This window comes from Streptomyces caelestis (assembly GCF_001279005.1).
Taxonomy (GTDB): Bacteria; Actinomycetota; Actinomycetes; order Streptomycetales; family Streptomycetaceae; genus Streptomyces; species Streptomyces heliomycini.
In genome coordinates this window covers 101999-117650 of sequence record NZ_LGCN01000040.1, presented here as the reverse complement: position 1 = coordinate 117650, position 15652 = coordinate 101999, and the positions used below count along the sequence as shown (strand labels likewise).

Annotated in this window: 16 protein-coding genes; 9 read left to right on the top strand and 7 right to left on the bottom strand. The window is 70.3% G+C overall.

Going from position 1 to position 15652, the window contains the following annotated elements; translation table 11 throughout:
• Positions 1 to 35: 35 nt before the first annotated feature.
• The 4 genes from ADK41_RS04905 to ADK41_RS04890 form a co-directional block, all read right to left on the bottom strand.
• Entirely contained in the window at positions 36 to 485 is a 450-nt protein-coding gene (locus ADK41_RS04905; RefSeq protein ID WP_030830617.1) for a hypothetical protein, read from the bottom strand.
• Positions 482 to 901, bottom strand: a complete 420-nt coding sequence (locus tag ADK41_RS04900; protein ID WP_037804662.1) for an anti-anti-sigma factor — start codon at positions 899 to 901, stop codon at positions 482 to 484. Before ADK41_RS04900 ends, ADK41_RS04905 begins: the two co-directional genes overlap by 4 nt.
• A complete protein-coding gene (locus tag ADK41_RS04895) occupies positions 898 to 1782 on the bottom strand; it encodes an STAS domain-containing protein (protein WP_030830612.1) in 885 nt (294 codons plus the stop codon). The genes ADK41_RS04900 and ADK41_RS04895 overlap by 4 nt, the downstream gene beginning before the upstream one ends.
• A 139-nt stretch (positions 1783 to 1921) precedes the next feature.
• Positions 1922 to 3079, bottom strand: coding sequence for a PP2C family protein-serine/threonine phosphatase (locus tag ADK41_RS04890; protein WP_030830609.1), 1158 nt, complete (start codon positions 3077 to 3079; stop codon positions 1922 to 1924).
• A 147-nt stretch (positions 3080 to 3226) separates the two neighbouring features.
• Between ADK41_RS04890 and ADK41_RS04885 the strand changes: the two genes are divergently transcribed.
• Positions 3227 to 3712 carry a MarR family winged helix-turn-helix transcriptional regulator gene (locus tag ADK41_RS04885; RefSeq protein WP_199821843.1) on the top strand — a complete coding sequence of 162 codons (486 nt, stop codon included), beginning with the start codon at positions 3227 to 3229 and terminating at the stop codon, positions 3710 to 3712.
• Positions 3713 to 4313: 601 nt separating this feature from the next.
• A complete protein-coding gene (locus ADK41_RS04880) occupies positions 4314 to 5036 on the top strand; it encodes a glycoside hydrolase family 11 protein (RefSeq protein WP_030830604.1) in 723 nt (240 codons plus the stop codon).
• 513 nt (positions 5037 to 5549) lie between these two features.
• Here the strand turns inward: ADK41_RS04880 and ADK41_RS04875 are convergent.
• The 3 genes from ADK41_RS04875 to ADK41_RS04865 form a co-directional block, all read right to left on the bottom strand.
• A complete protein-coding gene (locus ADK41_RS04875) occupies positions 5550 to 5966 on the bottom strand; it encodes a PIN domain nuclease (RefSeq protein WP_030830601.1) in 417 nt (138 codons plus the stop codon).
• Positions 5963 to 6214, bottom strand: coding sequence for a type II toxin-antitoxin system VapB family antitoxin (locus ADK41_RS04870; protein WP_030830599.1), 252 nt, complete (start codon positions 6212 to 6214; stop codon positions 5963 to 5965). Before ADK41_RS04870 ends, ADK41_RS04875 begins: the two co-directional genes overlap by 4 nt.
• Before the next feature lie 260 nt (positions 6215 to 6474).
• On the bottom strand, positions 6475 to 7611 hold the full coding sequence (locus ADK41_RS04865) for a Fic family protein (RefSeq protein WP_030830597.1): 1137 nt from the start codon (positions 7609 to 7611) through the stop codon (positions 6475 to 6477).
• 140 nt (positions 7612 to 7751) lie between these two features.
• Between ADK41_RS04865 and ADK41_RS43840 the strand changes: the two genes are divergently transcribed.
• The 7 genes from ADK41_RS43840 (at position 7752) to ADK41_RS04835 (ending at position 15570) form a co-directional block, all read left to right on the top strand.
• Entirely contained in the window at positions 7752 to 7877 is a 126-nt protein-coding gene (locus tag ADK41_RS43840) for a hypothetical protein (protein WP_267883151.1), read from the top strand.
• A 336-nt stretch (positions 7878 to 8213) separates the two neighbouring features.
• Positions 8214 to 8600: a CPCC family cysteine-rich protein gene (locus tag ADK41_RS04860; RefSeq protein ID WP_030830594.1), complete on the top strand. Its 387-nt coding sequence runs from the start codon at positions 8214 to 8216 to the stop codon at positions 8598 to 8600.
• Entirely contained in the window at positions 8597 to 9328 is a 732-nt protein-coding gene (locus ADK41_RS04855) for a HEAT repeat domain-containing protein (protein ID WP_030830592.1), read from the top strand. The genes ADK41_RS04860 and ADK41_RS04855 overlap by 4 nt, the downstream gene beginning before the upstream one ends.
• Positions 9329 to 9874: 546 nt before the next feature.
• Complete coding sequence (locus ADK41_RS04850; RefSeq protein WP_030830589.1) at positions 9875 to 11119, top strand: helix-turn-helix domain-containing protein; 1245 nt, start codon at positions 9875 to 9877, stop codon at positions 11117 to 11119.
• Between the two features lie 361 nt (positions 11120 to 11480).
• Entirely contained in the window at positions 11481 to 12272 is a 792-nt protein-coding gene (locus tag ADK41_RS04845) for a toll/interleukin-1 receptor domain-containing protein (RefSeq protein WP_030830586.1), read from the top strand.
• On the top strand, positions 12269 to 14254 hold the full coding sequence (locus ADK41_RS04840) for a hypothetical protein (RefSeq protein ID WP_030830583.1): 1986 nt from the start codon (positions 12269 to 12271) through the stop codon (positions 14252 to 14254). The genes ADK41_RS04845 and ADK41_RS04840 overlap by 4 nt, the downstream gene beginning before the upstream one ends.
• A gap of 53 nt (positions 14255 to 14307) precedes the next feature.
• The gene (locus ADK41_RS04835; RefSeq protein ID WP_432422508.1) at positions 14308 to 15570 is read left to right on the top strand and encodes a hypothetical protein; all 1263 of its coding nucleotides are present in this window, start codon (positions 14308 to 14310) and stop codon (positions 15568 to 15570) included.
• Positions 15571 to 15652: the final 82 nt, after the last annotated feature.

The window sequence follows — 15652 nt, the reverse complement described above, 5'->3', positions numbered from 1 at the left end:
GGTGGAGTCGTGCGCCGGAACGTCCCGGGCGCGTGTCACCACGCCCCCGAACGGGCCGCGGGTACGTCGGCGGTCCGGGCGACGACGGTGATGGGGGCGCCCCGGCCGGGTTCGGTGTCGGGCTCGCATGCGTGCACGAGGCGCCGGGCGCCGCTGAGGCCGCGCCCCGGGCCGCCGCCGCTGGTGTGTCCGTCGGTCGTGGCCGGCTCGACGTCATGGACCCCGGGACCGCTGTCGACGAGGGACAGCCGCGGCCCCCGGGCCGCGCCCCGCGTCACCGGAGCGATCTCCACGTGGCCGCCACCGCCGTGCGCCAGGGTGGTGCGGGCCGGTTCGCCGGCCGCGGTGACCGGTTCGGCCTGCCGCACCGGGCCGAGGCCGAGCCCGGCGGCGGCCCGGCGGATCCGCTGCCGCACCCGTGTCAGGTCCGGGCCCGAGGCGACCGGCAGGCTCGTCGCGACGGGGGGACCGGAGGTCGGCGTCACGTCCCCCTCCCCCGTCCGTCCGCGGCGGCCGGCAGGCTCCGCGTCAGCGGCTCCGTCCCCTGCTCGGCGCCGAGTGCGGTGGCCGCCCCGGGCAGGGTGGGCCCCTGCCCGACCGGGGTGATCGCCACGGCGGGCCGCATGCCGGCCACGGCGGTGTGGGCCGCCGGCGGACGGGTGTCCGCCGCGATCTCCGCGAGGACCCGCCCCGGGAACGAGTCCACGCCGTCCACGCCGTCCACGCCGGAGAGGCCGATGACCGCACCCGTCGCCCCGCCGCGGGCGATGCGGTGGGTGACGTCCTGCCGGAGCCGCTCGGCCGTCCCGCCGTGCGGCTCTCCCCGGAGGGTGACGAGCGGCCTCTCCCCCCGCGCCGGGACCGGCGCCGCGGCCGCGTGGCCCGGGTGGGGGGAGGTCACCGGGTGTCCGCGCGCGGGGAGACCTCGATGCCCTGCCGGGAGAGGACGTGGGCCAGGGCGTCCGCGAGCGAGGCGCGGGTGAGGACGGAGCCCAGGTCGATGCCGAGGTGCACGACGGTCCGGGCGATGGCCGGGCGGATGCCGGAGACGATGCACTCGGCCCCCATCAGCCGCGCGGCGTCGACCGTCTTCGTCAGATGCTCCGCGACGAGGGAGTCGACCGTGGACACACCGGTGATGTCCAGGATGACGTAGCGGGCGCGCCGGTCGACGATGCTCTCCAGCAGGGACTCCATGACGACCTGGCTGCGGGCGCTGTCCAGCGTGCCGATCAGCGGCACCGCGACGACGCCCTCCCACAGACTGATGACCGGGGTGGCCACCTCGAGCAGTTGCTGCCGCTGCCGCGCGATGAGCTCCTGGCCCGAGCCGAGCGCCGTCTGCATCACCACCAGGCGCAACGTGCCCATCAGGACGGTCAGCGCCAGCATGCTCTCGGCCGCCTCCGGGGCGGACGCGTCGGCGGGCTCCGCCCGCAGCAGCTCGGCGACCGGCGCCCGCAGGGCGGCCACCTCGTCCGCGATCTGCGCGGGGCTTGATCCGGTGCGGCTCCGGGCCTCGGACATGCGTCCGAGCTGTTCGCGCACCCGGTCGAAGCCGGGGGCCGCGACGTCCTCCAGCCTCCCGGTCGACGCCACCTCGGACAGGGCGTCCACGACGGCCTCGCAGGCCTCCACCGCCTCGTCGCGGGACACGGTGAACACGGCGCGGAAGAGCGGGGCGTCGGCCCAGCGCCGGGCGATCTGCTCGCGACGGCTCTCCAGGAAGGCGCGCAGCCCGCGCGCCGCCGACTCGACCGCCTCTTGCTCCGACACCCTCACCGTCTCCTCGCCCGCAGGGCCGCCGACCGGCCGTATCCATGTAGCAATTATTGCCACATGGCAAACGTTAACGTCGACCGTGTGCGGCGAACAACACGGACCGGCACATCGGCGAGGAGACCGGCGGCGCCCGCCCGGGTCAGCGGCCGTGCCAGTCGAGACAGACGACGAGGGCGTCGTCGTCGGGAAGGGACCGGCCACGGTGGCCGGTCAGCTCCCGGAGGACCGCGCGCGGGACCTCGGCGGCCGGCAGCAGCCGGGTGGACTGGATCGCCCGGGCGAGCGCGGCGTCGCCGTACGTCTCCCCCTGGGGGCCGGCGACCGCGTGCACACCGTCGCTGACGAAGACGAGCCGGTCCCCGGGCTCGACCCGGAACTCCTGGGTCACGTAGTCGGTCTCCTCGAACATGCCCAGCGGAAGCTGCGCCTCGAAGGTGACCGGCTCGACGGATCCGTTCCGCAGCCGGAACATCTGCGGGGATCCCGCGTCCACGACTGCCACGCGTCCGGTCACCAGGTCGAAGTCGAACATCAGCACCGACAGATAGCGGCGGCCCTGGTAGTGGGCGTAGACCGCCTGGTCGGCGAGGGCGGCCTGGTCGTCGATGGCGAGACCGGCACGCCGCGCGTTGCGCAGGGCGTTGATGGCCAGGTTCGTCAGCAGGGAGGCCTCTATGCCCTCGCCCATGCCGTTGGTGACGTAGAGCATCAGATGGTCCGCCGTGGCGGACCAGTCGAAGTTGTCGCCGTGGATCGCGTACGCGGGCTCCAGCTGTGCGCCGAGCTCGTACTCGGGGCGCGAGCAGGAGCGCGCGGGCAGCAGCTGCCACTGCATCTCGGCGGCCAGGGTGAGCCGGTCCTTGCGGCGCGCCTGCAGATAGACGTCGGTGTCACGCTCGGCGACGACCACTTCGTGGCCGAGCGCCCGCGCGATCTCCGCGAGCTCCTCGAGGACGCCTTCGGCGCCGTCCTCGTCCGGCAGGGTCACCGACAGCACGCCCAGCCGGTCGCCGCGCACGCTGACCGGCAGGTGCACGCGCACGCGGCCGTCGGCGGACTCGACCACCGGTTCCTGGGCGCCGAAGGCCCGGCCCACCACGCTGTTGTGCACGGACACCGGCTCCGTGGTGTAGGGGAGCACCGCCACGGGCTGGAGCGCGGTCAGGCTGTAGTCGGCCAGGAACAGTTCGGCGGATTCCGCCGCGTAGAGCTCCGCCAGCACGCGACGGGTGGCGTCGAGCAGTTCATGGGGTGCCGCTGTACGCAGAGCCCGCTCAGCGGTCACGAGTCTGTTCACGATGGCAATAACACCAATCCTTCGAAGAGTTCTTGTGTCCCCACCCGAGCGGCGACGCCGCTCACCGGGCGCCCCGGGGCGTCGGACCCATGTGTAGCCGCTGCGAATGGCTAGTACGCTGGCCGCTGTCCCAGTGCCTGCGAGAGTGTGACAGTGGCTGCTTTCCGCCCCCACCCGGAGCCCGTCGAGGTCGCCCGTGTGACCGCGACGGCGGGAGAGTTGCTGGAAGTCCTGTGGGGCCGCGCCTCGACCGCCCCGGCCTCCGCGTCCCAGATGCGCGTGCTGCTCACCCTGGAGCACCAGGACGGCATCAATCTGCGCACGCTCAGCGCCGCCCTCGCCTCGACCCCTCCGTCCACCAGCCGGCTCTGCGACCGGCTGGTCGCCGTCGGCCTCGTCGACCGTGTGGTCGGCCGGGCCGACCGGAGAGAGGTCCGGCTGCACCTCAGCAAGCGGGGCCGCGCGTTCCTCGACGACCTGCGCGCACGCAGGGAGCAGGAACTGCAGTCGGTGCTGACGCTCATGCCCGCGGCGAAACGGGCGGCACTGCTGGAAGGGCTGGAGGCGTTCTGCGACGCGGCGGCGCTGCGGATGCACGACGACGGCATGCGGTCGGACGACCGGACCGCCTGAGCACGAGGCCGCGACACCGGGCTCCCCGACGCCGTGGGGCGTCGACGGCTAGTGCGCGGAGGTGTTTCCGCCCCATCGGAACATTCCACTGCCTTCCCCGTCCGGTATGACACGGCTACTTCGTTGCCACAGGGCCATTATTGTCTCCCGGCAATCATCGCCTGCCCGGAGCTTACCCGCTTCGGATACCCCCCGATTCACCGGGTGATTCCGGGACCGCCGCACACCCGCCGAGCGGCGTCGCCGGACGGACCTCCTCCGCGCCTTCACCGACGGCCGGTGCCGACGGAGCGCCGAAGCACTCTCCCCCCGCCCCCGAAACTTTCGAGTTGACCGCACACACTTGCGCCCCGACCTGATCCGAACCCCCTCCCCGTCGCCCGCGGGTTCACGCGATCAGCGCTTTGAACAGGGAAAATGCATTCGTCAAGCATTTTTCCGAGCACGGAGACGTTTCCGAAAGAATGCCGAAACTGTTGACAGGGTCATGAAGCTCTCAGAAAACTGAGGCCGCCGAAGCAGAAGACCGCGTTCCACGCAAGGCCGCCGGGCGGTAGAAGGCCGTGCGGTCCCCCACCTGCCTTGACCGGAAGGAAACGACATGCACCAGGAAGGCACGCAGCAGGACCAGACCCAGCAGGCGATCATTCCCCCCGGCCTGAGCCGTCGGGGCTTCCTCGGTGGCGCCGGCGCCGCCACGCTGGCCACCGCGTCCGGGCTGCTGCTGCCCGGCACCGCCCACGCCGCCACCACCATCACCACCAACCAGACCGGTTACGACGGCATGTACTACACGTTCTGGACCGACGGCGGCGGCTCGGTCTCCATGACCCTCAACGGCGGCGGCAGCTACAGCACCAGGTGGACCAACTGCGGCAACTTCGTCGCGGGCAAGGGCTGGGCCAACGGCGGCCGCAGGACGGTCCGTTACACCGGGTACTTCAACCCCTCGGGCAACGGCTACGGCTGTCTCTACGGCTGGACCTCGAACCCGCTGGTCGAGTACTACATCGTCGACAACTGGGGCAGCTTCCGGCCCACCGGCCAGCACAAGGGCACCGTCTACAGCGACGGCGGCACGTACGACATCTACAGGACGACGCGGTACAACGCCCCCTCCGTCGAGGGCACCCGCACCTTCGACCAGTACTGGAGCGTCCGCCAGTCGAAGGTGACCAGCGGCTCCGGCACCATCACCACCGGCAACCACTTCGACGCCTGGGCCCGCGCGGGCATGAACCTCGGCCAGTTCAAGTACTACATGGTCATGGCGACCGAGGGCTACCAGAGCAGCGGCAGCTCGAACATCACCGTCAGCGGCTGACGTCCGCCCGGCGCGGGGACAGGGCCCGCGCCGAGTCGGCACCGCCACGACCAAGGGGCCGACCCTGAACGGGCCGACCCCTTGGTGAGCCGTGCGTACGGCAGCGGAATCGCGGTGGGAGCGCCCTACACGTTGAAGCGGAATACCCAAAACCAGATCCTGACCTGCGGAGGAGTCCCATCCAGGGCTCTGAACCGGGCTTTCTCCGTTGGCATGCGTTGGCTCTCGACGGCCGTTCACGGGTGTCCTGCGGACTGGCTGCGAACTGGCCGGGCGTGCAGAGGCCGAGAAATCCATGGCGCACCGGCCGGACCTGCAACGAGGCTGCGCAGGTGAGCGACCGCCACCCCTGTCCCTGCCGCGGGCGCGACGAGACCGGGCGCGGCGACGCGCGCCGAGACCGCGGCCACCGCCTTCCGTGAAAGGACGGGCCGGGCCCCGCCATGGCGGCAGGTGACGAAGGGGCGGGTTTTCCCCGGCATGAGAACACCGACCGCACCGGCACGCGTCGGCTCAGTCGGCCGTGCCGGGCTCCACGACCCACTCGGCCTTCAGCCCGCTCACCGAGGCGATCATGTCGAAGTCGCCGTCATAGTGCAGGACCGTGGCCCGGTGCCGTTCAGCGGTTGCCGCGATGAGGACGTCGGCCAGCGACAGCGCGCGGTGGAAGCCGGCGTTCAGCGCCAGGCCCTGGATCTCGAGTGCCCGCTCGAACTCCTGATCATTGCAGGGCAGGTAGTCGAAGCCGCGGAGCAGGGTACGCAGTCGCAGCGCTTCGGGCTTGCCGCGAGCCGAGTACAGGATCTCGTACTCCGTCGGGGCGCAGACCGCGAGGAGCCCGTCGCGGTCCAGCACATCCAGCCGCGCTCGCACCGCTGCCTTGCCCCGACGGGCCAGCGCCGACTTGTCGACGAGATAGCGCCCCTTCACGCCGCCGAGGCCCCGCCCTCATGCTTGAGCGTGCCGTCCGGATGACGCGGCCCGGTCTGCGAGCGGATCTCCGCGAACGCGTCCTCGAACTCCCCCTCGTCGATGGCGTCGAACAGCTCCCGGCGCAGCCGCAGCTTCACCCCCTCCTCCATGGCCGCCCGTACCGCGGCGGCCTTGGTCTTCACGCCGTACACCCGCATCGCCTGCTCGACGATCTCGTCGTCCAGATCAATCACGGTCCTGGCCATCAGCCATCCCTCCACAGCCCGACAACACATCAATGATATCAATTTGAACCAACGAATGGTATCGAAGTGCCGACGCGGGCGCTCCGCGTCATCCCGGCACGGGAAAAACCAGGGGCCCGGCCTCGAATTTCCGGGATGACGACGGGGTCCAGTTCCGCCGGCCGGCCATGGGAGACGGAGCGAGCAACGACTCGGACACACTGCGAGTGCACGCGTTCCACACCGCCATCGCGATTGACCCGGCAGTTCGCGAGATGCTCTCAGCTCGTGTACGGATCGGCCAGCGCCAGCGGGGTCCGAGCCGCTTCCAGGGCCGCCCCCGGGAAGGCGGGTCCGGCGGTGTAGAAGCGGGCACGGGTACGGCCGACCGGCGTCAGGATCTCGCCCGCGACCAGGTCCCGGAGGTCGCGTTGGGCACGCTGCAGACTCAGGTCCTCCGCCCGTTCGTAGCGCGTACGACGCACCCGCCCGGACATCGCCACGTCGTGCAGGGCGGAGACCACCCTTTCTTCCAGTCCCCGGGCCTCAGCGAACTCACCCAGCAGAAGCCACACCCGACTCGAACGATCCAGGCGATTGCGTACGGTCTGTGCCTGCTGGTGGTACGCGGTGAGGTTGAAACGTACCCAATCGGAGACGTCCTGGTCGGGGCGATAGGTGGCCCCCCGGCGCTGCAACTCGCGGTAGTACTCCCAGGTATTGCCGGGGCGCCCCAGCCAAGCCTCGATCGAGGAGAACTCGGGGGCCAGTTCTCCCTGTCTCGCGATCATGAGCGTCTGGAGGGACCGGGACATGCGGCCGTTGCCGTCCGCCCACGGATGGATGGCGACAAGGTGCAGATGCGCCATGGCGGCCCGCACCAGCGGGTGGGTTCCATCGTCCGTGTTCAGCCACTCGACCAGTTCACCCGTCAACGCAGGCACCTCGGCCGCGTCCGGTGCCGTATATGCCGCGATGCTGGGGTCGCGGGCGTCCGTCACGTACACCGCTCCGCGCCGCCACTGCCCGGCCGGCTTCCGCGGGGTGTGCCGGTGTCCCTGCAGCATCCAGTGGAGCGCGTTGAGCAGCTCCTTGCCGTATCGGAAGTCCGCGACGTCGTGCAGCGTCTGGATGTAGGTCATCATCCGCTGATAAGCGAGCGTCTCCTCCCGGTCCTCCTCAGAAACGTCGACATCCCGTTCGCCCTCCAGAAGGTCCTCGACGTCGACCGTGGACACTTTGAAGCCCTCGATCGAGTTGGAGGCCGCGACCGCATCCGCGGTCAAGAACTTGCGCAGCCCTTCGGTCCACTTCGCCGGAGTGGACCGGACCTGAAGACGCAACGAGCGGCGAAGGTCTTCGATCTCACCGAGAACACGCTGATCCTCGGCTTTGAGAGCAGGCGTGGGGAAGAGCATGCCCCCACTCTATGTTGACGCAAATATTACGTCAATGCGTCAGCATTCACCACCGACTCGACGCCGAGCCTCCACGGGAACGACGAAGACGAGCCCACGAGAGGGGCAGGAGCGGCAGCCTGCGCCTCGATGGCGGCACGGTGAGCGTGAAACGGGGCCGTACCACGGCCATGGCGCCCCTGCGCGCCGTGCACCATGCGAACGTAGAGGAGACCGACCGAACATCCACCATCGACTACGACCCCGGTGTCGCGACGGCCGGTTGAGTTCGGGTCCGCTGCCGCGGTCCGAATGCAGGATGCAGGCGGGCCAGGTCGAACCGTTCTGTGGACTGTTGCGGACAGCACAGCGGCCTGACCAGCGTTCTCACAGGTCAGGCCGCCTCTGACGATGAGGTCAGACGTTGAAGCGGAATGTCTGAGGCCAGATCCTAACCTGCGGCGGAGCCCCCTCCAGGGCTCTGACCTAGGATTTTATCGTTGGCATGCGTTGGCTCCCGACAACCATTTACGAGTGTCCTGCGGACTGGCTGCGGACTGGCGAGTCGCCACTGGCCTGGAAATACATGGCGCCGGCGACAGCAGGTCAATGAGACTGCGCGGGTGAGCCGTCGCTACCCCTGCCCTTGCTGCGGGCATCTCGTCCTGGACGAGATGCCCGGCTCATACGCCATCTGCCCCGTCCGCTTCTGGGAGGATGACGCCATCCAGTTCCGGTGGCCGACCATGGATGGCGGGGCGAACAAGGTCTCCTTGATTGAGGCCCAGCGCAATTACCAGGACTTCGGCGCCTGCGACCAGCACGGCCGACGGTTCGTTCGGCCCCCGGCAGCGGACGAACCGCTCGACCCGGCCTGGCGCCTGATCGACGTCACGCGAGACTCCTTCGAGGTCTGGGGAGCGGAGGATTGGGCCCCGTGGCCGGCGGACTCCTCGGTGCTCTGCTGGTGGCTGCCCACCTTCTGGCGCCGCGACCAGCCGGTGTCATGACCTCCCACATCGAGACACTCGTCCAGCAGCTCGACGGCAAGGCAGACGAGTCCTACGACGCCCGCGCGGAGCTGATCTGGATCGGCGCCGACGCCCTACCCGCCGTCATCGACGGCCTGCTTTCCCTCGGCGGCTTCGGTCAGCTGACCGCCATCGAGGTCTTCGAGGAGGTGGGCGATCCCCGTTGCGGCCCCGCTCTCATCGGCCTGCTGGACAGCGACAACCCGACCGTCCGCGAATGGGCGGCGACGGCCCTGGCGAGCCTGGAGATTGATGGAGCCGTCGAGCCCCTGCGCCGCGCCTACCGCGCCTGCCTGGAACGGGCGACCCCACCGGACTGGACCGAGCCGGGCGGCATCCGCTGGGCCCTGACCGAACTCAGCGCCCGCACCCCTGTCGTCCCGCCGCTCACCGCGCGCCTACGCGCCACCGTGGCAGACGACGCCCCTGGCTGGCCCTCGGCCCACTTCACCGAGATCATCAACGACCTGGCCGACCACGCCCAGGTGATCCTCTACTCCCGGTTCTGGCGGGTGGACGCCGGCCGCACCTACGGCATCTCCGACACCGGCCTGGACTGGGAACTTGACTGGACCGCGCCCTGGGAGCACCTGATCGAAGAGTCCCGCACCTGGTCCCTGCTGGAAGCCTCCGAAGCCCCCACCGGCGACAACATCTTCGTCGCCCCCACCTGGATCGACCGTACCGACCTGCACCCGGAGAGGTGACCGATGCCGCCCCAGCACCCCGAGGAGGTCGGCTACGGCCATGTGGTCAAGAGCTACGTGACGAGGATGTACGCGGGCCTCCCGCGCTGTCGAACGCGGCATCCCAGCTCTCCGGCCGCGTGGCGGCCACGAGCCGCACCATCAGCAGCTTCGACGCTGGGCGTCCCGAGGCGAACCGTCCGAGGTCATCTCCAGGGGACACGCAGGTTGCCGCGTAAAACAAGAACGGGGCTCCAGACCGCTTTGCAAGCTGTTCGACCAGCCGTGACTTGCCCACCCGGCACCGCCCGCTCAACATCACGCACCGACCGGGCCGCTCCCCCGCTGCCACCCTCTGCAGCCCGACAGAAGAGGCAACGGGCAACCACGCCGAACCCCGATTCTTGAGGCGCGCCTCGTGCCAGACTCGCCCTCGGATGCGAAGCGAAACGCCGCGGTCACAACGGGTGTTCGTCGTCAGCCTTCGTATCGGCCAGCGAATATCGAACGGAAGTTCCCTGCAGAAGCACACAACTCTCACGATCATTGTTCAAGGGGAGGCTAACGATGAGCACACCTTTACGTTTCGGCCCGGAACTTCGCCGTTTACGGCAGGAAGCCGGGCTGACTCTGACCGAGTTCTCCGCAGCTCTCAACTACGACAAGGGGCACCTCAGCAAGGTCGAGCGCGGGGAACGTTCCGCATCCCCCGAACTGGCCCGGCGGTGCGACGCCTTCCTCGGCGCGAACGGTGAGCTGCAGCGCCTGGCCGTCCGCCCCGAGAGCGACTCGGACACCACCGAAACCCCCGCCGCCACGAACCTCTGGCTCGTCGGGCGTCGAGCGGTCCTCTCGGCGGGTACGGGGGCGCTGATCGACCTCGGCCTGAAACTCGGCAGTCAGGCGCCCGCTGCCGCCGACCCCCTCCTCCCCTCCTTCCGCGCGCAGTTCGACCAACTGCGAAAGCTCGGCCAGTCCACCGCGCCGAAGGCCCTGCTTCCCCTGCTGGAGACGCAGACGCGCACGGTCACCGGGCTGGCCGCCGGCGCCCCGTCCGCCACTCGTGCCCGCGGGTTCCTGCTCGCGTCGCGATTCGCGGAGTTCAGCGGCTGGATGGCCCAGGAGGCCGGGGACAGCGGCGCGGCCCTCGGCTGGACAGGTGAGGCCGTCGAACTGGCGCACGCCGGAGGCGATCCGCACCTCGGTTCCTACGCGCTTGTGCGGCGCGCCCTTGTCACGCTCTACAACGGGGACGCCGCAGGCACCGTCGCCTTGGCCCAGCGGGCCCAGAGCAGCGAGCTCCCGCCGCGTATCCGGGGACTCGCGGCCCAGCGGGAGGCGCAGGGACACGCGCTCATCGGCAACGAACACGACTGCCTCCGCAGTCTCGACAGGGCGCGGGAACTGCTCGGCAGCGACGACGCCCGCAGCGGCGCCGAGCCTGTGATCGGCACCACCCACGTGAGCGATCCGGCGGCAATGACGACCGGCTGGTGCCTCTACGACCTCGGTCGCCCCAAGGCCGCCGCCGAGGTCCTCGACCGGGAGTGCCGCCGCCTTCCAGCGCACGCGCTGCGCACCCGCGCCCGGTACGGCTTCCGCAGGGCTTTGGCCCACGCCGCCTCCGGAGATGCCGAGCACGCGTGCACGATCGCCGGGGAGTTCCTGGGGATGATGCCGGTCGTATCCTCGGCGACGGTGAACAGCGACGTCCGGCGTCTCGCGCGGGAACTCTCCCGGTTCCGGAGCAGCCGGGCCGTACACGATCTGCAACCGGCGCTGGCACGGGTACTCGCCCCCGCGCACGACTGAGACCGCTTCCAGGACCGACGCCGGCTCCTCGAGCCGTCCGGCTCGCCGGACTGCCCGGTCGGCCCTCCGGATCCCGCGATCCCGACGGGACCTTCTGATCCCCGCCCGACGCTCGCTCCGTGCTCCGCCTTCCTCGGGCTACCCGCGACCAGTGAAGCGCCGGACGGCGCACCTCCATCCGTACGCCCTTCCGTGGACGCACCGTGCCGTCACGCGGTCGGGCGGTCGGGCGGTCGGGCGGTCGGGCGGTCGGGCGGTCGGGCGCCTCGTACCCCGGATGAGCCAGAGTCCCGGAGCCCGGTCTGCAGCCCTCGCGCCCATACCCATGCGCCTCCGCCCTCCTCTCACGAAGGGAACCTTCATGCCTGATGTCTTCGTCAACTACCGCACAGGTGACGTGGAAAACGCCGCGACCATGATCGCGCGAGAGCTCTCCCGCCGGTTCGGCGACGAGCGGATCTTCTTCGCCAGCAACTCGATCGAGGCCGGGCGCCGTTTCCCGGTGGAACTGATCAGGGCTATGGAGGAGTGCCAGGCACTTCTCGCCGTGATCGGCCCGCGTTGGGCGGAGGTACAGGGGGCCGACGGCCGCCCCGCCCTCGAAGCCGAGCAGGACTGGACCCGTCGTGAGATCCAGACCGCGCTCGACCGCGGGATCCTGGTGATCCCCGTGCTCGTCGGAAAGGCCACACGGATCAACCCCTCCGTCCTCCCGGAAGACCTGCGAGAACTGGCAGACTGCCAGTACAGGCGGTTCGACCACCGCAACGCCGAGTCGGACCTGACGTCGCTCGGCGACACCCTCGCCCGGCTGCTGCCGGAGCTGGGCGACGAGGACCGCGACGCCCGTGCGGCGCGGGAGCGAGCGGAGGCGAATTCCCGCAAGAAGTCGGACCGGGCCGCCGGACATACCAGGATGCGGACGCGTGACGTCGAGCAGCGCGTCCGCGGCGGCATCGGAAACCTCAACGGTGACCTGGGCACCTTCGTCAACGAGCCGCAGGGTCCCGTGAATACCGGTCGGGGCCACCAGTACAACGCTCCCCACTTCCAGGGCGACAACACCGGGGTCCAGTTCACGGCGGGCGACAACAGCGGTACGGTCCACCAGCGCTTCGAGCGTGAGCGCCGACGCTCGGACGACGGACGATGACCGGACGGGACCGCGTCACCGTCAACGATCCGCGCGCCCCGGTGAACAACGGCGAGGGGCACCAGTACGTCTTCTACGGCGTCGGCACGGACTGGATGATCCGAAAAGGGGTCGAGTCCCTCCGGATCGCCCGCGAGGACCGGATGCGCCTGGCCGACCGATTCGTTCCGCCGCGGAGCTACCGCGTCGCCTCCGACCGCCTGGAGAAGCCCGGATCGGTGGTGCTGCTGAAGGCTCCGCCCGGCAGCGGCCGCCGCGCCGCGGCGATCATGCTGCTGCACGGGGTCGGTGAGGACGGGGGCGCCGAAGAGGAGGGAGTCCGGTTCGAGGAGCTTCCCGTCATGGGCAAGGACGAGAACCCCCTCGCTCCCGGTGAGGGGGACCGCTTCCTCCTCGACCTGTCCGGGATCGCCGACGAAGAGGCGTACGCCAAGGCCCAGCGCCACCTGGCCGTGCGCCGGTCACAGGTCCAGGATGCGGGGGCCCACATGGTCGTCGTCCTGCCCTCGGGCATGGAGCACGCCCATGCGCCGGGCCTCGAACCGCACACGGTGACACTGGGGCGCCCCCGGGGCGTCGCCGTCGTCACCCGGTACCTCCGCATGGACCGGATGGCCTTCCGCCCCGCAGACCTGGAGGGCTCCGGACTTCAGCGCCTGTGCGACCGCTCCCCCATGCGGGAACTGGCGCGGTTCGCGGGGCTGGTGAGGGCCGCTCGTGACAGTGACCGGTTCGGCGCCGACTTCGCGGGATGGCTCGACCAGGCGATGCACGCGGTGACCGACCGCGCCGGTGAGGTGGGCCGACAGGTGGTCTCGGTCCGTACTGCGCCCGAGCGTGCCCTGCTGCTCGCGACGGCAATGTTCGAGGAGTCCGGCGCTGACATCGTCTACGAGGCGTGGCACGACCTTATGAGGACGGTGAGGCACGAGGAGGAGGCGACGACCGAGCTCGCGCGGACGGATTTCGGGGAGCGGTTGGCGGGGCTCGGAATCGAGCGGGACCCGGACGGACGGCTCCACTTCGAGCGGCTGGCCTATGCCGACGCGGTACGGACGTACTTCTGGGCGAACTTCCCCGGAGTACGCGACGATCTCAGGGATTGGATCGGCCATGCCGCCGGGCTGCGCGGTCTGACCACCGACGACCGGGTGAACGTCATCGTCCGCTTCAGTGAGCGGTCTCTGGCCGTCGGGCGGCCCGACCACCTCTTCGACCTTGCGGTCCGCTGGGCGGACAGTGCGACCGGGGCGTCCTGCGAACCGCGAGCCGTGGCGGCCCTCGAACTCGGCCTCAGTCACGAGAGGTTCGGAGGATGGTTCCGCAAGCGGATTTACAGGTGCGTGAGTTCCGGCTCCTTGTCGGACGGTCTCGCCCGCGTCCTGACCGTCGCCTGCCTGCAGAGCCTCGGCGCGACGCACCCGGATCAGGCGATGGTACGGCTTCACTACCTCGCCGTACGGAAGGGGGAGGCGGCACGCGAGGCCCGGGAGGCACTTCTCGGCTTCGCCGGCCGCGATCGCCGGCTCTACCGGCTGCTAATCGACCGTCTGCGGGACCGGACGCGTCGGGGGCCGCGCAATGCGGAGCTTCATCTCCGCCTGCTAGCGGAGCTGCTGAGGAGCGACCGGGCACCGGACCCGCCGCCGTGGCCGGACCTGTTCCTGGGCTGGGAGACGGTGTTCTCCCAGCCGCCGACGAGGCTCTGGAACTTGTTGGTGAGCAGCTGGCTGAGCGCCGCGGCGGGCGACAGCACACGGGAAATGGCGCTGGGCGTGATGGTCGGGGCAACGCACGGCCGCACGGCCGCTCTCCACCGCCTCTACGTCATCGCCTGCGGCTGGGCGGGGTCCGCGCACCACCCGTCCCGGGCGGGCGTCGCCACCCTCTTCTGGCAGCACATCGACCACGCGCAATACACCCGCACGGAGAACACGGAGCGTGCGGGTACCAGACCACGGACCACGGAAGAGGAACGATGAGACACCGCTTTCCCAGCCTGTTGTTCGTCGCTCTCTGCGGCCTCACACCGGCTGTGCTCGGAAACCTCCTGCACTGGTCGCCATGGCTGTGGGGCTTCATGTCCATGGTCACGACCTCGGGATCCCTGCTGCTCGTGATGACGGTCTTCAGCGGTGGCCGTGCGTCGGCAGGCCCGTACGAACCCAGGGAACCCGTGCCGCCCGCGGCACCGACGGAGCAGCCGTACCAGGAGACGCGGGTGATCGACGCGGCGCTGCCGAGCGGGGCAGACGGCTACGACTTCCTCTTCTCCGCCACTGTGTGGTGGAGGCCGGTCCCCGACGACCACGCCGGCCGGTCAGACGGCGCTTCCCCCGCCCTCGCCGTGTCCTCGGTCGTCAGCCGGGCCCTGGAGGTCGTCCGCCACGAGGAGCCCGGCCGGGTGAGCTTCGCGCGGTACCTCCTGGAGGGGGAGCTGAGCGCCCCGCTCCCCGACCGGAGCGGACGGGTGAAGGCTCTCGCGGCCGATGTGACGCTGACCCTCGCCCCCGCCGACCGCGAACGCCTGAGGAAGCTGAGCGACCTTCGCAAGGACGAGGTGGTCTGGGAGTACGAGCGTCAGCACGAGCGCAACAAGCGACGCTACCTCGGTGATGACGTACTCAAGAGCGCGGGCAGCGCGGTGGTGTGGTGGCTCGCCCGCCACGAGAACGAGATCGAGAAGGCGGTCGGCATGATCGGCCCGCTCGCCCAGATCGCGGCGGCGGCCAATGACGAGGAGGTGCCCGAGCTCTTCCGTCACCTGCTCGTACCGCACGTGGGCGCGCGGAGCGAGGCGACCGTCGGGGGCCCATCGTGGGACGGACACGGCCAGGAGGGAGGGGTGTTCGACCCCGAGGAGGAAGTGGGGGTCGCGGATCGGCTGCGCCTGTTGCTAGTGGCAGCAGGCCTGAAGCCGGACACGGACGGGCACACGGTGCTTGTGCATCGTGTGGTGCGGATCCTGGAAGAGGAAGGGCTGGACGAGGCCGCCGAGGAGATCAGGCAGACTTTTCTCCCGGTGCCCGACGAGGGCGACGACGAGGGACCGGGAGACGGGCCTTCGAGTGAAGGAGACCACACGGGACCCTGGTCGCCGCGCTTCCCGGACCCCGGGGGTTCGCCGTTCACTAACGCGGCCGCGGACCCGGATGCCGACACGGGCGAACGGAGCCAAGGCCGGCGGGAGACGAACGAGAGCGACACGACACCTCCGCATTTCCGCGACACCGCGCACAGCCGGCGCCGGCCCGCCGCACCTCGCGCAGGGGACGAGGACGGCGAGTACGAGGGCTGATCCGGTAGGCGGTCGGCTCTCCGTGGCTTCCCTTCACCGCACACCGCGGCAGGAAAGCCCCCTTCCTGTCCATGGACCTGGG